The 21,073-nt window shown below is 65.4% G+C and carries 23 protein-coding genes and 3 tRNA genes; 1 reads left to right on the forward strand and 25 read right to left on the reverse strand.

The features are described from left to right. Positions 1-8: 8 nt before the first annotated feature. The 9 genes from tssG to tssA form a co-directional block, all read right to left on the reverse strand. Positions 9-1,097, reverse strand: a complete 1,089-nt coding sequence (gene tssG, locus HHL15_RS03340; RefSeq protein WP_169144410.1) for a type VI secretion system baseplate subunit TssG — start codon at positions 1,095-1,097, stop codon at positions 9-11. Beyond that, on the reverse strand, positions 1,073-2,947 hold the full coding sequence (gene tssF, locus HHL15_RS03345) for a type VI secretion system baseplate subunit TssF (protein ID WP_169144411.1): 1,875 nt from the start codon (positions 2,945-2,947) through the stop codon (positions 1,073-1,075). The genes tssG and tssF overlap by 25 nt, the downstream gene beginning before the upstream one ends. Positions 2,948-2,954: 7 nt before the next feature. Beyond that, positions 2,955-3,464 (reverse strand): type VI secretion system baseplate subunit TssE, encoded by a 510-nt coding sequence (tssE, locus tag HHL15_RS03350; protein ID WP_169144412.1) that lies wholly within the window; start codon positions 3,462-3,464, stop codon positions 2,955-2,957. After that, positions 3,457-4,290 carry a type VI secretion system accessory protein TagJ gene (locus HHL15_RS03355; protein ID WP_169144413.1) on the reverse strand — a complete coding sequence of 278 codons (834 nt, stop codon included), beginning with the start codon at positions 4,288-4,290 and terminating at the stop codon, positions 3,457-3,459. Before HHL15_RS03355 ends, tssE begins: the two co-directional genes overlap by 8 nt. Before the next feature lie 58 nt (positions 4,291-4,348). Continuing rightward, positions 4,349-4,843 carry an Hcp family type VI secretion system effector gene (locus HHL15_RS03360; RefSeq protein ID WP_169144414.1) on the reverse strand — a complete coding sequence of 165 codons (495 nt, stop codon included), beginning with the start codon at positions 4,841-4,843 and terminating at the stop codon, positions 4,349-4,351. Between the two features lie 94 nt (positions 4,844-4,937). Next, positions 4,938-5,423, reverse strand: a complete 486-nt coding sequence (locus HHL15_RS03365; protein WP_169144415.1) for an Hcp family type VI secretion system effector — start codon at positions 5,421-5,423, stop codon at positions 4,938-4,940. A 135-nt stretch (positions 5,424-5,558) separates the two neighbouring features. Further along, complete coding sequence (gene tssC / locus HHL15_RS03370; protein WP_169144416.1) at positions 5,559-7,052, reverse strand: type VI secretion system contractile sheath large subunit; 1,494 nt, start codon at positions 7,050-7,052, stop codon at positions 5,559-5,561. Positions 7,053-7,105: 53 nt separating this feature from the next. Beyond that, complete coding sequence (tssB, locus tag HHL15_RS03375; RefSeq protein WP_169144417.1) at positions 7,106-7,606, reverse strand: type VI secretion system contractile sheath small subunit; 501 nt, start codon at positions 7,604-7,606, stop codon at positions 7,106-7,108. A gap of 51 nt (positions 7,607-7,657) precedes the next feature. Beyond that, positions 7,658-8,704 carry a type VI secretion system protein TssA gene (gene tssA, locus HHL15_RS03380; protein WP_169144418.1) on the reverse strand — a complete coding sequence of 349 codons (1,047 nt, stop codon included), beginning with the start codon at positions 8,702-8,704 and terminating at the stop codon, positions 7,658-7,660. A gap of 300 nt (positions 8,705-9,004) precedes the next feature. On the opposite strand from tssA, the gene HHL15_RS03385 reads away from it, so the two are divergent. Continuing rightward, positions 9,005-9,427 (forward strand): DUF1178 family protein, encoded by a 423-nt coding sequence (locus HHL15_RS03385; protein ID WP_169144419.1) that lies wholly within the window; start codon positions 9,005-9,007, stop codon positions 9,425-9,427. Positions 9,428-9,438: 11 nt separating this feature from the next. On the opposite strand, the gene HHL15_RS03390 is transcribed toward HHL15_RS03385, so the two are convergent. The 16 genes from HHL15_RS03390 to lepA form a co-directional block, all read right to left on the reverse strand. Continuing rightward, a complete protein-coding gene (locus HHL15_RS03390; RefSeq protein ID WP_169144420.1) occupies positions 9,439-10,254 on the reverse strand; it encodes a glycosyltransferase in 816 nt (271 codons plus the stop codon). Between the two features lie 89 nt (positions 10,255-10,343). Beyond that, the gene (locus tag HHL15_RS03395; RefSeq protein ID WP_169144421.1) at positions 10,344-10,535 is read right to left on the reverse strand and encodes a hypothetical protein; all 192 of its coding nucleotides are present in this window, start codon (positions 10,533-10,535) and stop codon (positions 10,344-10,346) included. Between the two features lie 196 nt (positions 10,536-10,731). Next, a tRNA-Gly gene (locus tag HHL15_RS03400) sits at positions 10,732-10,807 on the reverse strand. Between the two features lie 13 nt (positions 10,808-10,820). Beyond that, positions 10,821-10,894 (reverse strand) — tRNA-Cys (locus tag HHL15_RS03405). Between the two features lie 38 nt (positions 10,895-10,932). After that, positions 10,933-11,008, reverse strand: a tRNA-Gly gene (locus tag HHL15_RS03410). Positions 11,009-11,062: 54 nt separating this feature from the next. After that, entirely contained in the window at positions 11,063-11,635 is a 573-nt protein-coding gene (pgsA, locus tag HHL15_RS03415) for a CDP-diacylglycerol--glycerol-3-phosphate 3-phosphatidyltransferase (RefSeq protein ID WP_169144422.1), read from the reverse strand. A 15-nt stretch (positions 11,636-11,650) separates the two neighbouring features. Then, complete coding sequence (gene uvrC, locus HHL15_RS03420) at positions 11,651-13,384, reverse strand: excinuclease ABC subunit UvrC (RefSeq protein WP_235943225.1); 1,734 nt, start codon at positions 13,382-13,384, stop codon at positions 11,651-11,653. A 75-nt stretch (positions 13,385-13,459) separates the two neighbouring features. Next, positions 13,460-14,497, reverse strand: coding sequence for a beta-N-acetylhexosaminidase (nagZ, locus tag HHL15_RS03425; protein WP_235943208.1), 1,038 nt, complete (start codon positions 14,495-14,497; stop codon positions 13,460-13,462). Further along, positions 14,494-14,871 (reverse strand): holo-ACP synthase, encoded by a 378-nt coding sequence (gene acpS, locus HHL15_RS03430; protein ID WP_169144424.1) that lies wholly within the window; start codon positions 14,869-14,871, stop codon positions 14,494-14,496. The genes nagZ and acpS overlap by 4 nt, the downstream gene beginning before the upstream one ends. Then, positions 14,868-15,629 (reverse strand): pyridoxine 5'-phosphate synthase, encoded by a 762-nt coding sequence (locus HHL15_RS03435; RefSeq protein WP_169144425.1) that lies wholly within the window; start codon positions 15,627-15,629, stop codon positions 14,868-14,870. Before HHL15_RS03435 ends, acpS begins: the two co-directional genes overlap by 4 nt. Continuing rightward, positions 15,626-16,366 carry a DNA repair protein RecO gene (gene recO / locus HHL15_RS03440; protein ID WP_169144426.1) on the reverse strand — a complete coding sequence of 247 codons (741 nt, stop codon included), beginning with the start codon at positions 16,364-16,366 and terminating at the stop codon, positions 15,626-15,628. Before recO ends, HHL15_RS03435 begins: the two co-directional genes overlap by 4 nt. A 21-nt stretch (positions 16,367-16,387) precedes the next feature. Next, complete coding sequence (gene era / locus HHL15_RS03445) at positions 16,388-17,296, reverse strand: GTPase Era (protein ID WP_169144427.1); 909 nt, start codon at positions 17,294-17,296, stop codon at positions 16,388-16,390. Further along, on the reverse strand, positions 17,293-17,964 hold the full coding sequence (gene rnc / locus HHL15_RS03450) for a ribonuclease III (RefSeq protein WP_169144428.1): 672 nt from the start codon (positions 17,962-17,964) through the stop codon (positions 17,293-17,295). The genes era and rnc overlap by 4 nt, the downstream gene beginning before the upstream one ends. Continuing rightward, on the reverse strand, positions 17,961-18,335 hold the full coding sequence (locus tag HHL15_RS03455) for a DUF4845 domain-containing protein (protein WP_169144429.1): 375 nt from the start codon (positions 18,333-18,335) through the stop codon (positions 17,961-17,963). Before HHL15_RS03455 ends, rnc begins: the two co-directional genes overlap by 4 nt. Positions 18,336-18,337: 2 nt before the next feature. Further along, positions 18,338-19,126: a signal peptidase I gene (gene lepB, locus HHL15_RS03460; protein WP_169144430.1), complete on the reverse strand. Its 789-nt coding sequence runs from the start codon at positions 19,124-19,126 to the stop codon at positions 18,338-18,340. A gap of 30 nt (positions 19,127-19,156) precedes the next feature. Continuing rightward, positions 19,157-20,953 carry a translation elongation factor 4 gene (gene lepA / locus HHL15_RS03465; RefSeq protein WP_169144431.1) on the reverse strand — a complete coding sequence of 599 codons (1,797 nt, stop codon included), beginning with the start codon at positions 20,951-20,953 and terminating at the stop codon, positions 19,157-19,159. Positions 20,954-21,073 lie beyond the last annotated feature (120 nt).

Consider the following 21,073-nt stretch of genomic DNA (forward strand, 5'->3'; position numbering starts at 1 on the left):
CCTCTCAATTAGGCTGACTGGGCTGCAGGGAATCGATCGGCAACGGCACCCTGCGGGGTGCTGCCGCCGGAACGCGAGGCGGGGCGCCCGAGCACCCGCTCCACATCCAGCACGAGGTCATCGGCATGGCGGGACGAATCCCGTCCGCCCAGCCAGGCCGTGTAGCCCAGCCGCACCCGACCGTCGAGCCGCGCGAGGGGGACGTCGGCGGCCTTGAGCACCAGCCGGACATCCCAGAAATATTCCATGTTCACGTAGTTGTGCACGCAGGCGGCCAGTGCCCGGATGCCCGAACCGGCCGGCAGCAGGGCGTCGTACGATGCGCCGCCCAGCGGGCCGATGCGCAGGCGGAACTTGTGCTGCCTGTCCCACACCCGGGCGCCGACCACCGCCCCCTGGCCGAGGGCCTGGCGCCCGGTGCCGAGCATCAGGCGGTCGCCCTCTTCGAGCACGATCCAGTGACCGACAAACTGCTCGACCTGCACTTCGCAGCGGAAATAAGCCGCCACCAGTTTGGCCAGCCCTTCTCCGTTGCGGACCTGGCGGCTCAGGTGCCCGGTGTGGGCCAGCTTGGCGAAATCCGGCAGCGCATCGCGGTCGCGCTGTTCGGACAGGCCGATGCCGGCCAGGGCGCCGAGATAGCGCCCGAAGGGGTCGTCCTCCGGCCGGTCGAGGCTGACGGTGGGCTGGGCCTGCGCCCAGGCGCGGTAGAACAGGCTCAGGAAGCGGTGATGGAAGACATCCAGGAAGCGCGCGAAGCTCGCGTCACCGCCATGCAACAGGCGGTTGCGGGCATGCTCGGTGAGGTGGCGCGGCAGCGGCCCGTTGGGGCCGAGCATGCCGAAGAAGCGCACGTCCAGTCGATTCGGCCGCCGGCCCTTGGGCGGGGCCACCGCCGCCAGCGAAGCGGGCGCGAAACTGAGGTCCGGGTCCTGCCCCAGGCGCACCGGCTCCTCGGCGGGACTCCGCCCGAAGCCGATCCGCGGGGCGTCCGCATTGGCCGCATCAAGGCGGCGCAGGGCCTGGTAGAAATCCCACGCCCAGGGCTCCCGGGTCATGGACTCCAGCAGGCTCAGAAGATCGGGCGAAGCCCGCATCGGACCTCCCAGTTCATGATCTCGCCCCGGGTCAGGGAGCGCAGCCGGGTCCGCGTGAAACTGTTGATGGACACGTAGCGGGCGAAGAAATGCTCGAGCACCGAACCGAGCAGGAAGGCGCTGCCGCCCTCGAAGGCCAGCTCGTCCACCTCCACCCCGATGTCGATGCCGCGCCCGAAGCAGGGTGGCCCGGCCATCGGCAGGCGGGTGGAGAACGGGGCGGCCTGCACCGAGCGCAGCCCCTCGATCTGGCGGCGCACGCTCAGCTCGTTGCTGCCGCCATACAAGCCCAGCATCTCGCGCAGGGCCGCCGCGCCCTTGGCGCTGTCGCTGTCCAGCAGGGACAGGTAGTTGAGGGACAGCAGGCTGATGCACTTCCAGGAGCGGGCGCCATCGGCCACCGGCGAGGTGGGCAGGGAGGGGCCCCGCACGCAACGCACGCCCTCCACCGGTGCCGACACGTCGAGGGCGAAGTCGCTGCCCTGCCCGCTCAGGTTCAACAGGATGGGCAGATCCCGGTTGGTGCACAGGATGCTCGCCGCGAGCTGGCGCAGGTCAGGACTGTAGGGCGCCTCGGCGGTGTCGACGATGGACACGAAGGTCTCGCTGCCCGTGTAGCGGGTGCGGGTGCCGATGCGGCGCTGTCTCTCGGAGAGCAGGCGCGGCTCCCGCCGGAGCGTGAAATAGCCCTGGGTGCCGGCATCCCAGCCGTGATGGCTTTCGTAGAAGCTGACGAAGCTCTGCTCCCGCTCGGCACCGGAGCCGAAGCCGGTGAGGGACTGCACGTCGTAGACCTCGAAATCCATGGCCCGCGTGCGGTCGGGCACCACCTGGAACTCGTACTCGCCGGTGGTGATGTGGATGCGGTCGGCGCGGCGCTTGAAGAGGTTGATGACCGGCGTGGCATTGAGCAGGAAGTTGCCGGCAGTGACCTGGTTTTCGAGGGAGGCATCGCCCCGCGAAAAGAGCAGGTGCAGCTCCACCTCGTTGACCGGGAAGCGCGACAGGGCCGCGGCCAGGCCGGAGATGTCGAAAAACAGGAAGCGCTGCGGGAAGGCGAAATATTCGTGGATCAGGCGATGACCGCTGAAGCCCCGGGGCGTGGGTGGCAGCAGGGCTTCATCGTCGCCATAGCCGGCCAGCGTCAGGCAGCGGCCGGCCAGGAACTGGCGGCTGCGGATCGGCCGATCGACGCCGGTGACCAGCACCCCCAGGGGGTTGCCGCCGATGCATTCGAGGAGCCGGTAGGCCGTTTCGTCCGCACCGCCCAGGCAGAAGCGCAGGCTGTCCAGGCTCAGCTGATCGAAGCGCACGCCGGCGGTGGTGCGCAGGCGCAGGCGCACACCGCCGCGGAACTTGCGGGCCATGTCCGGCGAGGCCAGGGGCAGGTCGGTGGCCGCGCTGAAGTAGCGGGCGTCCACCACTTCGAGCGGCCACAGGCTGACGTCCTGGGCGGTGGTGAAGGTACAGGCCGTGCCATCCCGCGTCGCCGGGGGTGTCTGCAGCGCACTGCCCCGCTTGATGACGAAGCCCTCGGCCAGGTTCGCATCGGACAGGATCGGCTGGAACTGGGCGATCGCCATGGCCGGCGTCGGCGACAGGAAATGGGGATGCACCATCTCCAGCAGGTGATGGGTGAAGCGCGGAAACTCGGCCTCGAGCTTGAGCTGCACCCGCGCCGCCAGGAAGGCCGCGCCCTCGAGCAGGCGCTCGACGTAGGGGTCCGCCACCTCGATGCCGTCCATCGACAGGCGGCTGGCGATCTTCGGGAATTCTTCGGCGAACTCCCGCCCCATCTCCCGCAGATGCCGGAGTTCCTGGTTGTAGAGATGCAGCAGCCTGGGATTCATGCGGGCGTCAGTTGCGCAGCTCGGACAGTTCGACCTGGCCTGTTTCCAGATCCATGGTCGTCCTGATGAGCAGTTCGAGGGGGACCGGCTGGGCCCACATCAGGCCCGATATCCTGAGGCTGACGAGGTTGTGCCAGTCGAGCATGCTGTCATCGTGAATCGCGGTCACGACGAGCGAGTCGGGCAGGATGCGTGGTTCGAAGCGCACGATGGCGTCCCTGACCGCCCGCTCGATGTCGCTGATCTCGATCGAGGCGGCCGTCTCTCCGGAAAATGAAGGCACGCCGTAGTTCAGCACGGAGTTTCCCGCATGGGTCTCGGCGGCCAGGAGGTCTTCCTTGTCGGTCAGGCGGGTGCAGTTGAGCAGCGAAGTAAGATCGCGCAGCACTGCCGCACGCATCTGGGTCCTGCTCAGCACCCGACGCTCGACCGGCTCCTGCACGCTGCCCGGATCATCGTCGGTCAGTCGATCCAGCAAGGACGGCTGGAGCCGCTCCCGCGGGACCGTTTCAGTCATCCGCAGGCTCCACGCCCTCTGCCGGCACGGCGTCGAATTCGATCAGGCGCACATCCATCAGGGCCTTGTCGCCGCCATCGGTGCTCAGGATGCGCTGGCCACTGCCATGGAACACGCCCGGCCGGGCCTCGAGCCATTCAGTGCGGCGCGCCAGCTGGACCAGGGGTTCGGCAGAGGCTTCGCTGCCCGGGTAGCGGGTCGGAATCAGCCCGACGCTTTCGCCGCCATTGGTGAATTCGAAATGGACCGGCGTCCACACCACGTCGCGCAGGTCGGCAGGTTCCTCGAACTGGATGCGGCGCAGATTGGCAAAGGGCAGCCAGTAGTAGCGGCCGTTGATGACCGCCTCGCACACCGGCCCCAGGCGCATGTCGGCATCGGCCAGCCAGGCAAACGCTTCGCCGTCGATGCTGCCGCTGCTCGCCGGGGCTGCGTCGAAGGCCTGCAGGCGCAAGCGCTCGGCGCCTTCGTGGTCGCCCTTGCCCGCGGTGAGCAGGGACTCGATCAGCAAGGCCAGCCAGGCGTCGGGCTGGCCGAAGATCATCGGCACCTTGCGTCCGGCAAACACTTCGTTGCGCAGGGACTCGCAGTGGATGGCCTCCCGGTAGGTCTGGGCCATGGGCAGCGCCGCGGCATCCAGCTCGGCCGCCACGCTCAGCTGGTTGAGGGCCCGGCTCCACTGCCCCAGGACGGACAGCAGCTGGAACAGGAAGACCCGCAGGCGCGCGTCCGACGGGTTGGCCCGGACCCCGTCCTGCAACAGCTTCAGCGCCTGTGCCAGCTCGCCCCGGTGAAGAGCACTCTCCGCATTCTTGACTGCATTCATTGAGGCGCTCCTGAAATGTGAACGATGACGTCGGCAGACCGCAGTACTCCCTGCGGGCTCAGGCCTGGTCGATCTCGGTTTCGAAGGTGCAGGTTCCCTTGCCGGAACCGCCGCGATCCTGCTGCCGGTATTCCACGTTGACCTTCTGGAAGGCGAAGCGGACCTCCTCGGTCAGCTCCGGCGAGCCGGATCCGACGATGCGGTGCGAGGTGACGCGCCCGCGCTCGATGGTGACGGTGAGGTAGTCCAGGCCGGTTTCACCGGAGGCCTTGCGGATACTCAGCACGGCCTTCTTGATCGGGTCGTTCTTGCGCAATGCCGCCATCAGGCCGGTGGAGGCGGTATCCACACGCTTGGTGATCTGCAGTTCGTGGATGGTGGTGCGGCCCCCTTCGCGGGACGCCTTGTTCTGGTACCAGTCACCCTCGCACTCCATACCCCAGGACCAGGCGATCACCTCGATCTCTCCGGCATGCCTGGAGTCGCCGCTTTCACCCTTGATCGGCCCCTGGCGTGCGGACTCGACCTTCAAGAACATGTCGCAGATAGCCATGGCCGCTCCCCAACTCGTGTCTGGATCTCATGCATGGAGCGGCCGCAGCGGCCGCAAGACAGGCCCCGGACCAGATCCGTCCGGGGCTGCCCGATCAACCAACCGGCTTGTTGGCCGGAATATCCCAGGCTGCGGTCTTCGTGCCGCCACCTGCGCCCTTCTTGTCCTGAGGTGTGTATTCAACCTTGAACTGGCCGAAATTCAGGGTCACGTTCTCGGTCAGGCGATCCTCGCCGCCGCTGCCGCCGGTCGTCACCGCGGATACAAGCACATCCTTGAGGGTGATCTTGATGTACTCGAGGGGGGAATCACCCGCCTTGCGCACCGTCAGCTTGGCCTCATCGATGTGGGTGCCCTTGCAGCACGAGATGATGAGCGCGGTGGATGCCGAGTCTACCCATTTGGTGAAGCTCAGATCCTGCACATTCACCTTGCCGGAGCCACCGCCGGTGCTCACATGCGTGCTGCCGCTCTGGGACAAACCCCAGCTCCACGCCAGTACATCGATTTCCTTTTCGTGCTTCGAGTCCTTGGACTCGCCATCAATGCCGCTGAGCTTGAAAAACATGTCGACTGCCATAATCTGCCTCCGCACTCCATTAACTGTCGTCTAGAAAAAGCCGGATGCGAACCCACCGCGTGTGCGCTACATCCGGCATCCGCTCCGCCTTGCTTCACCCATTGCAGGGGGACGCCCCCCGCCTCTCGAGTACCCTTACGCCGCCTTTTGCGAAGGCAGCTTGGATACAAGCCTGAGGGACACGGTCAGGCCTTCCAGCTGGTAATGCGGCCGCAGGAAGAACTTCGAGGTGTAGTAACCCGGGTTGCCTTCCACCTCCTCCACCACGATCTCCGCCGCCGCCAGCGGGCGCCGGGCCTTGGTCTCTTCGGAGGAATGAGCCGGATCACCATCCACGTAGTTCATGATCCAGTCCTTCAGCCAGCGCTCCATGTCGTCCCGCTCCTTGAAGGAGCCGATCTTGTCGCGCACGATGCACTTCAGGTAGTGGGCGAAGCGGCAGCACGCAAAGAGGTAAGGCAGGCGCGCCGCCAGGTTGGCATTGGCCGTGGCATCGGGATCGTCGTATTCAGCCGGCTTGTGCAGGGACTGGGCGCCGATGAAGGCGGCGAAGTCGGAGTTCTTCTTGTGCACCAGCGGCATGAAGCCGTTCTTGGCCAGCTCCGCCTCGCGCCGGTCGCTGATGGCGATTTCGGTGGGGCACTTCATGTCCACCCCGCCATCATCGGTGGGGAAGGAATGCACCGGCAGGCCCTCGACCGCGCCCCCCGACTCGATGCCGCGAATCCGCGAACACCAGCCGTAATACTTGAACGAGCGGTTGATATTGACCGCCATCGCATAGGCCGAGTTGGCCCAGGTGTATTTGCTGTGGTCCGCCGCGCCAGTGTCTTCTTCGAAGGCAAATTCGTCCACCGGATTGGTCCGTGCGCCATACGGCACCCGCGCCAGGAAACGGGGTGCGGCGAGGCCGATGTAACGGGCATCGTCACTCTCCCGCAGGGAGCGCCAGGCCGCGTATTCCGGCGTACCGAAGATCTTGGTGAGATCGCGCGGATTGGCCAGCTCCTGCCAGGAATCCATCTGCATCAGCGCAGGGCTGGCCGCCGCAATGAAGGGCGCGTGGGCGGAGGCCGAGATCTTGGCCATTTCCCCCAGCAATTCCACATCGGGCGGCGTCTGGTCGAAGTAATAATCGCCGACCAGGCAGCCAAAGGGCTCGCCGCCGAACTGACCGTATTCCTCTTCGTAGATGCGCTTGAAGACCGGGCTCTGGTCCCAGGCCGTGCCCTTGAAGCGCTTCAGGTTCTTGTGCAATTCGGCCTTCGAAATGTTCATGACCCGGATCTTCAGCATCTCGTCGGTTTCGGTGTTATTGACGAGATAGTGAAGACCCCGCCATGCCCCCTCCAGCTTCTGGAAACTGGGGTTGTGCATGATCAGGTTGACCTGCTCCGACAGCTTCTTGTCGAGCTGGGCGATCATCGCCTCGATGGATTTGACGACGTCGCTGCCGATCAGCTGGGTCTGGGAGAGCGCCTGTTTGGCCAGGGTTTCGACGGCCTTGACGACGGCATCGCGTGCCTCTTCGGACTTGGGCTTGAACTCCTTCTGCAGCAGCGATGCAAACTCGTTGCTTTCTGCCCCGGCGACGCCCTTGGCGTCGGCCTGAAGTTGCGGATCGACCATGCTCAGATTCTCCGGTGGTTATGGGTGATGGCGCACGACCAGGCTTTGCCCGGTCAGCCTTCAGACGGCTTGGGCGCCGCGGCAAGGGTCTGCAACAGGGCGGGGTCGTTGAGCAGGCGGCCCACCAACTCCTCGGCACCGGTCTTGCCGTCCATGTAGGTGATCAGGTTGGACAGCTGCTGGCGGGCTTCGAGAAGCTTGTTGAGCGCATCCACTTTCCGGGCAATTGCGGCCGGCGTGAAATCGTCCATGCTTTCAAAGGTCAGCTCGACATTGAGGTTGCCCTCGCCGGTCAGGGTATTGGGAACCTGGAAAGCCGCCCGCGGCTTCATCGACTTCATGCGGCTGTCGAAATTGTCCACGTCGATTTCAAGAAACTTGCGCTCGGCAATGGGCGCAAGGGGCTCGGTGGGATTGCCGGACAGATCCGAAAGCACGCCCATGACGAAAGGCAGCTGGACCTTTTTCTCGGCACCATACAGCTCCACGTCATATTCGATCTGCACCCGCGGTGCCCGATTACGGGCAATGAATTTCTGACTGCTGTCTGCCATCTTGTGCCTCCATGTGGGGGTGGCGATATTGCACTGCGCAATTCGCCGGGATCACGACTCCGGATTCTCGAAACGCGCACCGACCACCTTTTCGGCCTGATTCAGGCCATCGGGCGCAAGGTCGTTCATGAGTTCGAGAAAATTCATGTTCATCATCTTCTGGGCCCGCCGCAGAACCATCGGAACCGGGCTGCCCGGCTCGGTCCGGGCCAGGAAATCGCATAGCCGGTCGAGGGTCTGGAGCACGTCGGCACGGGAGTTGATTTCACCGGGACGGGCCACCGCCCTGGCCACGGGCGCAGCACTGCCGCCCTCTGGAGTGGCATCGTCAACAGCGAGCTCCGGCTCGCCGGAATCGCCGGTGCAACGTTCGACCAACTGGCGTACCGGATACAACACCGTCTGAAGCGGCTTGAGATCAATGCCCTGGCTCGAACCGACCCGCTCGGACAGCAGCGTGTCGATGCCTTTGAGCAGGCCATCCAGATTGCGCACCCTGAGCGCGAGCCCGGCATCTTCGCCGATTCCGGCGGTGATCACGCCGATGACCTGGGACTCCGACATCGGCTCGGCCCCGTTCCTGGGCTGAAGCCGCCCCGCAGCCACCTCCACATCACGGACGGCGAGTGTGCCGATCTGGCGGGAACGCACGATCCAGGCATCACGCACCGTGGCCACCATGCCTTCCGCCACAAGGCCGGCCAGGGCGTTGATCCTCTCGGTGGGATCATCGTTGTCGTCACGGTCGAGCATGGGATGGACGTTGTCCCAGAAGCGCTCGAGCAGGCCGGCAACAAGCTGCAGCCCCTTTTCCAGCCCGGCCAGCCCATCTGAATGAACCAGGGCGCGGGTCAGGAAAACAGCAACGCGGATATCCTTGGTTCGAGCGAGAAGCCCCTCCGCCAACTTGCGCACCTTGACCCAGTCGGGCCCCACCCCTTCGATCCGGGTGACGCCATCTCCGTTGTCGGTGCCGAACTCCAGCTCGGGCGTACCGCTGGCCGCTTTTTCAAGCTCGCGGAAATCGTCGTCGTATTCAAGATTGGGACCACAGGGCGGATCGCCCAGCGTGGGTTCAAGCCATGCGTCCAGATTCACACTCACCCCCCGATGCACCCATACCCAAAACAGGCGGAACCAACATTGACCAGGCCTTTCCCGGGAACGCCGACAAAAGGAAAGAGCCTATATCAAAGGACGGACGGATTGAACTTTTGATGCCGCCCGCTGCCCTCCCTGCAGAAGACGGATTGATAACATACCCGCATCAGGTTTCATAGTAGTCAGTAATGGCGCCAATCTCGACTCAATCTTGAGAGTGGCCGGAAACTTGATTCCGCGGAATAATCCCCCACCTTTCACTCATTGATTCAGCGGAGAGATGGAGCCTCTTTCATCGTGATCGTCCTCGACCTGAGCTGTGACCGCGAGCACCGCTTCGAAGCCTGGTTCGCCTCCGGCGACGCCTTCGAACATCAACTCGCCGCTGGCCTGGTGAGCTGCCCGCATTGCGGCTCCAGCGGCATCCGCCGCCTGCCCTCAGCACCTTACGTGCAGACCTCGTCCCACTCGGCACCGGTGGTGCCGGCAGCGCCCGACCCCCAGGCCATCGCCCGCCGCCTGATCGAAGCCCTGCGTCAGGCTGCCAGCCAGTCGGAGGACGTGGGAGAACGCTTTGCCGAAGAGGCCCGCCGGATCCACCACGGCAATGCGGAGGAGCGCCCCATCCGCGGCCAGGCCAAGGCGGCCGAGATGATTGAACTGATGGAGGAAGGCATCCCCGTCCTGCCCGTCCCGCCCGACAAGGAAGACCTGCACTGACAGCCCCCCGGTCAGGCACCGCGGCGCGGATCGAAACGGGAGAGCAGTCTATAAACCGGATGGCGCAAGGCCATCGGCAGCATGGAGCGGAGCAGCGGCACGAAGCAGGCCAGGCGCTTCCACACGGGCAAGCCGATCAGCGCCGCCCCCCGGTAGCCGGTGAGCGCCCGCTCCAGGGCGTCGCGGAAGGCATGGCGTAGATGGCTGCTGGCGTCAAAACGATGCCGGATCAGGGCCTCCGGCAGATTGGCAAAACGCAGCCCGGCCTTCGCGCAACGGAACCACAGGTCGTAGTCCTCGCTGCGGCGCAGGTGGGTGCGATATCCACCCAGCGCCAGGATCGCCTCGCGCCGGTACATCACGGTCGGGTGGATCAGCGGGCAGGCCCACAGGCTGGCCAGGATCTCCACATGGCTCAGGGGCATCCTCCTCAGGCGACCGGGTACACCGGCGCTGTCGATCTCCAGGGCCCAGCCGCCCAGCACGTCCACCCCGCCCTCCGCAAAGGCGGCCAGCTGGCGGGCAAAACGCTCGGGGTCGGCCACATCGTCACTGTCGAAGCGGGCCACTAGTTCATGATGGGCTGCACCCAGCCCTTCGTTGAGAGCCCTGGCCAGCCCGACGTTGCCGGGCATGACCACGGACAACAAAGGTAGCCGGGAACGGTAGGCCTCAATGACTTCGCGCAGGGCCATGCCGAGAGGCCCGTCCTCCACCAGGATCACCTCGTCGGGCAGCACCGTCTGGTGGACCAGGCTCTCCAGGGCCTCAGCCAGGTAAGCCGGGTTGTCACGCCCGTAGGTCGCCATCAGAACCGAAAACCCCACGCTCGCCCCCGCCCTTCAGATGCCCGGCGCCGGCACACAGGCCGGCAGAGGCGGGGATGATACTAAATCCAGCCCGAGGCAGGCCGTCTTCAGCCGCGCAGGAACTCCCCGCAACCGGGCAGCACGTCGGAAAACTCCGGACAGGCACCCGGCCCGTCAGTGCTCATGTCGGGAACGAACAGCGTCGCCTGCCACGGATCATCAAGCAGGAAGGCCGCCGTGTCGGGCCCGAACAGCGAGTGGCAGAGCTTGCGGGCTAACAGATCAAAGATACGGGTCATGGATGTTCTCCTGCCGGAGCCCGGCGATGGAAACAATCCTGGGACACGCTCGTGACATACTGACGACAGACTGCTTGCAGCCGTGCGACAGCGCACCAGAGAGGGGTCGGGCTGGCAGAAGGAAAAAGCAGAGGGCACCACAAAACAAAACGGGGAAAACGGATTCTTTCGAATCATCGTTTTCCCCGTCGCATTCTGGAGCGGCAGAAGAGTCTCGAACTCTCGACCTCAACCTTGGCAAGGTTGCGCTCTACCAACTGAGCTACTGCCGCTTTGTTCTACACCTGGAGGCGCGAGCCGGAGTCGAACCGACCTACACGGATTTGCAATCCGGTGCATAACCGCTTTGCTATCGCGCCGTAAATCAAGAGGGGAAGCGATGCTTCCCCTTAAAACCTGGAGCGGCAGAAGAGTCTCGAACTCTCGACCTCAACCTTGGCAAGGTTGCGCTCTACCAACTGAGCTACTGCCGCTTGGAAGACCGTCATTATAGACAAAAAATTGAGTCTGTCAAGCCAAAGATCAGATCAGCGACTCCGCTTCATCAGCTCCGGCCAAGCGCAGCGCATGTAGTAGCCCATCGACCAGAGGGTCAGCACCGCGGCCACATAGATCAATACGGTGCCCAGGACGACACTGTCCATACCCAGCACCGGCGACTGGATGAGCAGCAGGGGGATCGCCGACATCTGCGCGGCAGTCTTGAGCTTGCCGACGAAGGCCACCGCCACGCTGCCCGCCGCCCCCACCTTGGCCATCCATTCGCGCAGCGCCGAGATGGTGATCTCGCGGCCGATGATGACCAGGGCGATGAGGGAATCCACCCGCCCCAGGTGCACCAGCACGATCAGCGCGGCCGCCACCATCAGCTTGTCGGCGACGGGATCGAGGAAGGCGCCGAAGGCGGAGGTCTGCCCCAGGCTGCGCGCCAGGTAGCCGTCGAACCAGTCGGTGACGGCCGCGGTGACGAAGGTGAGTGTGGCGATCAGGTTCTTGTCCTCGGCCAGCATGACGTGATCGGGGACGTAATAGATGCCGACGAAAAAGGGGATCAGGGCGATTCTCGCCCAGGTCAGGGTGTTGGGAATATTGAGGGGCATGTCGGCGTTCGCGGGCTATCGCAAGGCATTGTATATCTGTTCGGCGAGATGCCGGTTGATGCCTTCCACACGGCACAAGTCCTCGACCGTGGCATTCCGCACACCTTCCATTCCGCCAAAGGCGGCCAGCAGCTTGCGGCGGCGGGTCGGGCCGACCCCGGCAATGTCTTCCAGGCGCGAAGTGTTGCGGGCCTTGGCGCGGCGCGCCCGGTGGCCGGTGATGGCAAAGCGGTGGGCCTCGTCGCGGATTTCCTGGATCAGGTGCAGGGCCGGCGCATCGGGGCGCATATGCACCGGCTCCCGCCCGTCGGGAAAGACCAGCTCCTCGAGCCCCGGCTTGCGGCTCTCGCCCTTGGCCACGCCGAACATCATGATGTCCAGCCCGAGCTCGGCCAGCACCTCCCTGGCCACGCCCATCTGGCCCTTGCCACCGTCGATCAGGATGAGGTCGGGACGCACCCCCTCCCCGGCCGCCACCTTTTCGTAGCGCCGGGTCAGCGCCTGGCGCATGGCGGCGTAGTCATCGCCCTCGGTGATGCCGGCGATGTTGTAGCGGCGGTATTCGGACTTCTTCATGGCCTTGTCATCCCACACCACACAGGAGGCTACGGTGGCCTCGCCCATGGTGTGGGAGATGTCGAAGCACTCGATGCGGCCCGGCGTCTCGGCCAGGCCCAGGGCGTCGCGCAAGGCCTCCAGGCGCTGTTCGCCGCGGGACGAGGTCTGCTCCCGGGCCAGCAGGGCCAGGCTGGCATTGTTCTCGGCCATGCCCATCCAGGCGCGCTCGTTCTCGTAGCGGGCGGCCATGACCGGCGCCTTGCCTTCTACGAGCGCCTCCAGGGCTTCGCGGACAGCTCCGGGCTCGAGGTTGACCAGGATCTTCCCGGGCAGGGGCTGCTCCAGGTAGTGCTGCTCGACGAAGGCCACCAGCGCATCCAGCGGCGTGCAGCCCTGGGCGTTGCTGGGGAACAGGGGCCGGTCGCCCAGGTGGCGGCCACCGCGGATCATCGCCAGGTTGACGCACACCGCGCCGCCCTGCTCCACCGCGGCCAGCACGTCCACGTCCTCGTCCTTGGCGCTTTCGACGAACTGCTTGTGCAGCACCGCCTGCAGGTTGCGGATCTGGTCCCGGTACACCACGGCCTTCTCGAAGGCCAGGGCATCGGAGGCCGCCTGCATGCGTCGCGACAGATCATCCACCACGTCGCCATGACGGCCGTTGAGGAACAGGCTGGCGAGCTGCACATCGGCGGCGTAGGCCTCCTTGTCGATCAGGCCCACGCAGGGCCCGGTACAGCGCTGGATCTGGTGCAGCAGGCAGGGCCGCGAACGGTTGGCGAAGGTGGTGTCCTCACAGGTGCGCAGGCGGAAGATCTTCTGCATCAGGTGCAGGCTCTCGCGCACCGCCCAGGAGTTGGGGAAGGGCCCGAAGTAGCGCACACCTTTCCGGAAGCCGCCCCGGTGGTAGTAGATCTGCGGAAAATCCCCGCCCGACAGGGCGATGTAGGGATAGGACTTGTCGTCCCGGAACAGGATGTTGTACTTCGGCCCGAGACTCTTGATGAGGTTGTTCTCGAGGATCAGGGCCTCGGCCTCGGAGCGGGTCGCCGTGGTATCCACCCGCTCTACCTGCCCCACCATGATGGCGATGCGCGGGCTGAGCTGGGTGCGCTGGAAATACGAGGACACCCGCCGCTTGAGGTTCTTGGCCTTGCCGACGTAAAGCACCGTCTCGTCGGCACCGATCATGCGATAGACCCCGGGCTCCTCGGTGAGGGTGCGCAGGAAGGCTTTGGCGTCGAAGGCCACGCTGGTGCGCCCGGCTCAGGCGAGGGAACGGAGGGCGTCGCGGGCGTCGGTGTACGTCGCCCAGCCGGCCAGGGTCTGCGGATCCGTCGGCGCACTGCCGGGCTTCGGCCGCAGGGCGTGGATGCGCGCCTGGCTGTCGGCACCCACCTCCGGGCGCCAGCGGTCCAGCAGTTCGATGGCCAGCTCGGGGCGGTTGCACACCAGCACCATGTCGCAGCCCGCGCCATGTGCCGCCGCAGCCCGCTCGCGTATGCCGCCCGCCACGCTGGCGCCTTCCATGGTCAGGTCATCGCTGAAGATCACCCCCCGGAAGCCCAGGCGGCCGCGCAGCACATCCTGCAGCCAGAACGGCGAGAAACCCGCCGGCCGGGCGTCGATGTGCTCGAAGATGACGTGGGCCGGCATCACCCCGCCCAGCTCGCCCGCCAGCAGGCGGAAGGGCACGATGTCTTCGGCCCACACCGCATCGAAGCCGCGCCCGTCCACGGGAATGGCCACATGGGAATCAGCCTCCACGGCGCCGTGACCCGGAAAATGTTTGCCGACTGCACGCAGGCCGGCCTGGGCCAGGCCGGCGATGACTTCCCGGGCCAGCTCCGTGGCCACCGCGGGCTCCCGGTGGAAGGCGCGGTCACCGATCACGCTGCTGACGCCGTAGTCCAGGTCGAGCACCGGCGCGTAGCTGAGGTCCACCCCATGGGCCCGCAGCTCGGCCGCCAGCACCAGCCCGGCCTGGCGGGCGCAGGACTTGCCGAAGGCCGGGTCCAGCGCCCAGGCCTCGCCCAGGCGCCGCATGGCCGGCAGACGGGTGAAGCCGTCGCGGAAGCGCTGTACCCGGCCGCCTTCATGGTCCACCGAGATGATGAGTTCCGGCCGCGCCGTGCGGATCGCAGTGGTCAGGGCGCGCAGCTGCTCCGGTTCCGCATAATTGCGGGCGAACAGGATGACGCCGCCCACCAGGGGATGCTGCAGGACGTCCCGCTCCTCGGCGCTGAGTTCGTGGCCGGCCACGTCGAGCATGACGGGGCCCGGCAGGGCGTGGGATGGCTTCATGGCTTCTCGATGACGGCAAAGGCGACGACGTAGTCGGTCTCGTCGGACAGGCTGAGATGGGCGGCAAGACCCCGCTTCCGGAGGTAATCCTCCAGCTCCGGGGCATATTCGAACAGGGGTTTGCCAAGGGCGTCGTGACCCACGCGCACCGCGTGCAGGGTGGCCGGCGCGGCCACGCCGGTGCCGAGGGCCTTGCCGAAGGCCTCCTTGGCGGCAAAGCGTTTGGCCAGGAAGCGGCCCGGCATGCGCGACGCGCTGAAGGCCTCGCGCTCCTGCTCGTGCAGGATGCGCCAGGCGAAGCGCTCCCCGTGGCGGGCCAGCGCCTCGTCCATGCGGGCGACCCGCACGATGTCGGTGCCGACCCCGTGGATCACGCCACGTCGCCCTGCTCGGCGGCCTCGCGCATCAGGCGCTTCATCTCGCGCACCGCCTCGCGCAGGCCAGTGAACACCGAACGGCTGACGATGGAGTGGCCGATGTGCAGCTCGCGGATCCCCGGCAGGCGGGCAATCGGCTGGACGTTGTAGTAATTGAGGGCATGACCGGCATTGAAGCGCATGCCCAACTGACGGATGGCCGTGCCCGCAGCGCGGATCTTGGCCACCTCGGCGAGCACCGCGGGGCTCTCGGCATCCCGCCCTGCGCCATGGAAAACGTGGGCATAGGGGCCGGTGTGGATCTCGCACACCCGGGCGCCGATGCGCGCCGCGGCCTCCACCTGGGCCAGCTCGGCGTCGATGAAGACGCTGACGGTGATGCCATGCTCCGCCAGACGGGCCACCGCGTCCTTCAGGCGGGCCTCCTGGGAAACGATGTCGAGCCCGCCTTCGGTGGTCACCTCGTGGCGCCCCTCCGGCACGAACATGGCCATCTGCGGGCGGATGCAGCAGGCGATGCCGACCATCTCGTCGGTGGCCGCCATCTCGAGGTTGAGCTTGATCTGGGTCAGCTCGCTCAGCTTGCGCACGTCCGCGTCCTGGATGTGGCGACGGTCTTCGCGCAGATGCACGGTGATGCCGTCGGCGCCGCCGAGGTGGGCCTCGACGGCGGCCCAGCAGGGATCGGGTTCCCAGGTGCGGCGGGCCTGGCGCAGGGTGGCGACGTGGTCGATGTTAACGCCGAGTTCGATCAAGAGCTCTCTCCGGGATAGGCTAGCAATTCGGTGAAGACGCGGCGGGACTGGAGCACCTGCCCGCCAAGGTAATGCTGGATCAGGCGGCGCATCAGAGCCTTGCTGCCGGCCAGGGATTCCGGGTTGCGGAATTCGCCATGGGCCATGTCGAGCAGGGTCTGGCCAGCAACCACCGAGCTGTCGTCGCCAACGCCGTATTCGTCCAGGGGCACCGCACCGCGCTCGATTATATAGGCGTAGCGCGAGTCGGGCCGGATGGGCCGTCCGTCGCAGTCGGACTCGAGCTCCAGGCCGTAGCCCAGTTCCTGCAGCATGGCTAGCTCGAAGCGACGCAGCACGAACTCCCGCGACTCGTCGTCGGCAAGCGCGCGCAGGGCTTCGCCGTAGGCCCGGTAGAGCGCCGGATGGGCATCCTCGCGGGGCAGCAGGCGCATCAGCAATTCGTTGAGGTAGTAGGCACAGAGGAGCGCCTGACCGCCCAGCAGAGGCTGTCCGCCCTGCCATTCGGCGCGCACCAGGGTCTTCATCTCGCCGCCGCCGCTCCAGTCGATGAAGAGGGGCTGAAAGGCCATCAGCACGCCCCGCAACTGGGACATGGGGCGCCGGGCGCCCTTGGCCACCAGGCCGATCCGGCCATGGTCGCGGCTGAAGACCTCGACGATCAGGCTGGTCTCGCGGTAGGGATAGGTGTGCAGCACGAAGCCCGGCTGCTGGTCGACCCGCTGCCTGACGCTCACCGGGCGCTTCTTTCCGTGGGATTACTCGTAGCCGAGGCTCTTGATGGCGCGCTCGTCATCGGCCCAGCCACTCTTGACCTTGACCCACACCTCCAGGAAGACCTTGGAGTCGAACAGTTTTTCCATCTCGAGGCGGGCTTCGGTGCCGATCCGCTTGAGACGTTCGCCCCCCTTGCCGATGACCATGGCCTTGTGGGCAGACTTGTCGACGATCACCGCCGCGTGGATGCGGCGCAGGCCGGCCTCTGCCTCGAACTTCTCGATCTCGACGGTCATGCCGTAGGGCAGCTCCTCGCCAAGCTGGCGGAACAGCTTCTCGCGGATGAACTCGGCGGCCAGGAAGCGCTCACTGCGGTCGGTGATGTCGTCCTGGTCGAAGATCCACTCGCCTTCCGGCAGGTAGGGCTCGGCAGCCTTCACCAGCTGGTCGGTATTGCGGCCCTTTTCGGCGCTCACCGGCACGATCTCGGCAAACGGGTAGACGGCGCTCATCTTCTGCAGGAAGGGCAGCAGACGCGCCTTGTCCTCCAGCAGGTCAACCTTGTTGATCACCAGGATGACCTTGGCGCCCTCTGGCAGCAGCTTGACCACCTGTTCGTCGTCGGGGCCGTAGCGGCCGCTCTCGATCACGAAGAGCACCAGGTCCACGTCGGCCAGCACTTGGGTGACGGTGCGGTTCATGGCCCGGTTGAGGGCGTTCTTGTGGCGGGTCTGAAAGCCCGGCGTATCCACGAAGATGAACTGGGCCGCCCCCTCGGTGAGCACCCCGGTCACCCGGTGCCGGGTGGTCTGGGCCTTGCGGGAGACGATGCTGATCTTCTGGCCGATCAGGCGGTTGAGCAGGGTCGACTTGCCGACGTTGGGACGGCCGACGATGGCGACAAAGCCGGTACGGGCAGGCTGGTCGCCAGGAGTATTGAATTCGGTCATTGCTTGGGAAGGAGTTCCAGCGCCCGCTGGGCGGACTGCTGTTCGGCGGCACGGCGACTGACGCCGTTGCCGCGGGTCTTGAGGCCAAGGCCGGCGATCTCGCACTCGACCTCGAATTCCTGCTGGTGGGCCTCGCCCCGGGTCGCCGCGAGGCTGTAACGGGGCAAGGGCATGCGCCGCCCCTGCAGCCATTCCTGCAGGGCGGTCTTGGGGTCCTTGAGGGCGCGGGCCGGATCGAGTTCGGCCAGCGCCGGGGCATACAGCCGGTCGATCACCGAGCGGGCCGCCTCGAAACCCGCATCCAGGTACACCGCCGCGAAGATCGCCTCTAGGGCATCGGCCAGGATGGACGGACGGCGATGACCACCGCTCTTCAGTTCGCCCTCGCCCAGGTTCAGGTAATCCCCCAGGTGAAGGCTGTCTGCCACCCGGTGCAAGGCCTCCTGGCGCACGAGGTTGGCCCGCAGGCGGGACAGGTCGCCCTCGCGCAGGTCGTTGAAGCGATCGAACAGGGCGATGGCGGTGACGCAGTTGAGCACGCTGTCGCCAAGAAACTCGAGGCGCTCGTTGTGGGGCGACCCGAAGCTGCGATGGGTCAGCGCCTGGCTCAGCAACTCCGGGCGGGTGAAGCGATAGCCGATGGCCCGCTGCAATCCTTCGAGTTTCATTTGACGGCACTGCCGGCGCTGCTCGCCGACAGATCGAACAACAGGCTCACGCCGGAGAACAGGGGCACCTTGCGGCTGTAGTCCACCGAGATGACGATCTGGCCGTTTTCCTTGGTGATGTCCAGGTCGGTGGCGCTGACGCTGGTGATCTCATCCACCAGGGCACGCTTGGAAAACGCCATGCGCAGCTGGGGCACGGTGGCGGTCTGGGGATCGGCGGCGGCGGCCACGGCCGCGATGGCGCGCTTGACGCCGAAGAACTCACTGGCCACGGGGATCAGCTTGAGGCCCAGCAGCACGACGGCCGCCAGCACCACCCCGACGAACATGGTTCCGATGAGACTGAGGCCGGCCTGACTTTTACGTGTCATGATTAGTGGAAGCTGCCTATGCGTTTCAGATCGCTGAAATTGAACCAGATGAAGAAGGCCTTGCCAACAATGTTCTGCTCCGGGACGAAGCCCCAACCACGGCTGTCGAAGCTGCCGTCGCGGTTGTCACCCATCATGAAGTAGTGCCCCTGCGGCACGGTGCAGGACACGCCACGGCTAGTATAGGTGCAGTTCTCGCGGAAGGCGTAGGGCGTCACCTGGGACACGAAGGCAGGGGCGTCCTTGTCAGTGATGATGTTGTGCTCCACGTCGCCCAGCTTCTCGGTGAAGCGACTGGAGTAATAGAGGCGATCGGCGTGGAGGTAATCACCGGCCTCCTTCTGAGACATCGCCTGCCCATTGATGGTGAGCTTCTTGTCGATGTATTCGACCTTGTCACCGGGCAGGCCGACCACCCGCTTGATGTAGTCGAGGGATGGATCACCCGGGAAGCGGAAGACCATCACATCCCCGCGCTTGGGCTGATTCACCTCGATGATCTTCTTGTTGATCACCGGCAGGCGGATGCCGTAAGTCCATTTGTTGACCAGGATGAAGTCGCCCACCAGCAGGGTCGGGATCATCGAGCCCGACGGAATCTTGAAGGGCTCAACGACAAAGGAGCGCAGGCAGAACACCACCAGGATCACCGGGAAAAAGCTGGCGCCATACTCCACCCACCACGGTGACTTGGCTCCAACCGAACGGCGCCTGCTGGCCACGAAATGGTCCAGCGCCCACAGCACGCCGCTGGCCACCAGCAGGACGAAAAGTATCAAGGCAAAATTCACGCGCTCACTCCTGGAGCCGGCACCGCCGGCTTATTTACCTTCATCCACCCGCAGCACGGCCAGGAAGGCCTCCTGCGGAATCTCGACGTTGCCGACCTGCTTCATCCGCTTCTTGCCCTCCTTCTGCTTCTCGAGGAGCTTCTTCTTCCGCGTGATGTCGCCGCCGTAGCACTTGGCCAGCACGTTCTTGCGCAAGGCCTTGATGGTTTCACGAGCCACGATGTTGGAGCCGATGGCGGCCTGGATGGCCACGTCGAACATCTGGCGCGGGATCAGCTCGCGCAGCTTGGCGACCAGTTCGCGGCCGCGATACTGGGAGTTGGCCCGATGCACGATGATCGACAGGGCATCGACCTTCTCGCTGGACACCAGCACGTCGAGCTTGACCAGGTCGGCGGCCCGGTATTCCTTGAACTCGTAGTCGAGAGAGGCATAGCCCCGGGACACGGACTTCAGCTTGTCGAAGAAGTCCATGACCACTTCGTTCATGGGCATGTCGTAGACCAGCTGCACCTGGCGGCCGTGATACAGCATGTCCACCTGGGAACCGCGCTTCTGGTTACACAGGGTGATCACCGAACCGACATACTCCTGGGGCAGGAAGATAGTGGCCTTGATGATGGGCTCGCGCACTTCATCGATCTTCGACAGGTCGGGCAAGCGGGACGGGTTGGAGATCTGCTCGACGACGCCGTCCTTCATCAGGACTTCGTACACCACGGTGGGCGCCGTGGTGATGAGGTTCATGTCGAACTCCCGCTCCAGGCGCTCCTGCACGATTTCCATGTGCAGCAGACCGAGAAAACCGCAGCGGAAGCCGAAGCCCAGGGCCTGGGAGACTTCCGGCTCGAACTGCAGGGAGGCGTCGTTGAGGCGCAGCTTTTCGAGAGACTCACGCAGCTGGTCGTATTCGTTGGACTCCACCGGGTAGAGGCCGGCGAACACCTGGGGCTTGATCTCCTTGAAGCCGGCCAGGGGCTCTTCCGCCTTGCGGTTGGCCAGGGTGATGGTGTCCCCCACCTTCGCCGACTTCAGTTCCTTGATGCCGGCGATGATGAAACCCACCTGCCCTGCCGACAGGGTTTCGCGCTGCTGGGACTTGGGCGTGAACACACCGACCTGCTCGCACAGCTGCTGCACGCCGGTGGACATGAACATGATCCTGTCCTTGGGCTTCAGCACCCCATCCACCACGCGCACCAGCATCACCACACCGACGTAGTTGTCGAACCAGGAGTCGATGATCAGGGCCTTCAGCGGCGCATCGGGGTCGCCCTTGGGCGCCGGGATGCGCGCGATCACGGCTTCAAGGATGTCCTCCACGCCCATGCCGGTCTTGGCGGAGCAGGGGATGGCGTCGGTCGCGTCGATGCCGATGACGTCCTCGATTTCCTGCTTGGCCCCCTCCGGATTGGCCTGCGGCAGGTCCATCTTGTTGAGCACCGGCACCACCTCGACGCCCTGGTCGAGGGCCGTGTAGCAGTTGGCGACAGTCTGGGCCTCGACGCCCTGGGAGGCATCCACCACCAGCAGGCCACCCTCGCAGGCCGCCAGCGAACGGGACACCTCGTAGGAGAAGTCCACGTGGCCCGGGGTGTCGATGAGGTTCAGGTTGTAGATCTCGCCATTCCGGGCGCGGTAGCTGAGCGCCGCCGTCTGGGCCTTGATGGTGATGCCGCGCTCGCGCTCGATGTCCATCGAGTCAAGCACCTGGGCTTCCATTTCCCGCGAGGAGAGGCCGCCACAGAGCTGGATGATCCGGTCGGCCAGGGTGGATTTACCGTGGTCGATGTGGGCGATGATCGAGAAATTTCGGATGTGTTGCATATCAGTACGCGCCGAGCCGTCTCAAGGGCACCGACACCCCGATGGAGGGCAGTGAACACAGTGAGAGCGGGAGTTGTTTCATATGAGCCATGAAAAAGGGTGCCGAAGGGCACCCTGATA

It is taken from the genome of Zoogloea dura (assembly GCF_012927165.1).
Taxonomy (GTDB): domain Bacteria; phylum Pseudomonadota; class Gammaproteobacteria; order Burkholderiales; family Rhodocyclaceae; genus Zoogloea; species Zoogloea dura.

Bases quoted from the DNA above. Each gene is read 5' to 3' on its own strand.
- tssG (WP_169144410.1), bottom strand. From the start codon at position 1,097: ATGCGGGCTTCGCCCGATCTTCTGAGCCTGCTGGAGTCCATGACCCGG.
- tssF (WP_169144411.1), bottom strand. From the start codon at position 2,947: ATGAATCCCAGGCTGCTGCATCTCTACAACCAGGAACTCCGGCATCTG.
- tssE (WP_169144412.1), bottom strand. From the start codon at position 3,464: ATGACTGAAACGGTCCCGCGGGAGCGGCTCCAGCCGTCCTTGCTGGAT.
- HHL15_RS03355 (WP_169144413.1), bottom strand. From the start codon at position 4,290: ATGAATGCAGTCAAGAATGCGGAGAGTGCTCTTCACCGGGGCGAGCTG.
- HHL15_RS03360 (WP_169144414.1), bottom strand. From the start codon at position 4,843: ATGGCTATCTGCGACATGTTCTTGAAGGTCGAGTCCGCACGCCAGGGG.
- HHL15_RS03365 (WP_169144415.1), bottom strand. From the start codon at position 5,423: ATGGCAGTCGACATGTTTTTCAAGCTCAGCGGCATTGATGGCGAGTCC.
- tssC (WP_169144416.1), bottom strand. From the start codon at position 7,052: ATGGTCGATCCGCAACTTCAGGCCGACGCCAAGGGCGTCGCCGGGGCA.
- tssB (WP_169144417.1), bottom strand. From the start codon at position 7,606: ATGGCAGACAGCAGTCAGAAATTCATTGCCCGTAATCGGGCACCGCGG.
- HHL15_RS03395 (WP_169144421.1), bottom strand. From the start codon at position 10,535: ATGACCCGTATCTTTGATCTGTTAGCCCGCAAGCTCTGCCACTCGCTG.
- pgsA (WP_169144422.1), bottom strand. From the start codon at position 11,635: ATGCCCCTCAATATTCCCAACACCCTGACCTGGGCGAGAATCGCCCTG.
- uvrC (WP_235943225.1), bottom strand. From the start codon at position 13,384: ATGATCGGTGCCGACGAGACGGTGCTTTACGTCGGCAAGGCCAAGAAC.
- nagZ (WP_235943208.1), bottom strand. From the start codon at position 14,497: ATGAAGCCATCCCACGCCCTGCCGGGCCCCGTCATGCTCGACGTGGCC.
- era (WP_169144427.1), bottom strand. From the start codon at position 17,296: ATGACCGAATTCAATACTCCTGGCGACCAGCCTGCCCGTACCGGCTTT.
- rnc (WP_169144428.1), bottom strand. From the start codon at position 17,964: ATGAAACTCGAAGGATTGCAGCGGGCCATCGGCTATCGCTTCACCCGC.
- HHL15_RS03455 (WP_169144429.1), bottom strand. From the start codon at position 18,335: ATGACACGTAAAAGTCAGGCCGGCCTCAGTCTCATCGGAACCATGTTC.
- lepA (WP_169144431.1), bottom strand. From the start codon at position 20,953: ATGCAACACATCCGAAATTTCTCGATCATCGCCCACATCGACCACGGT.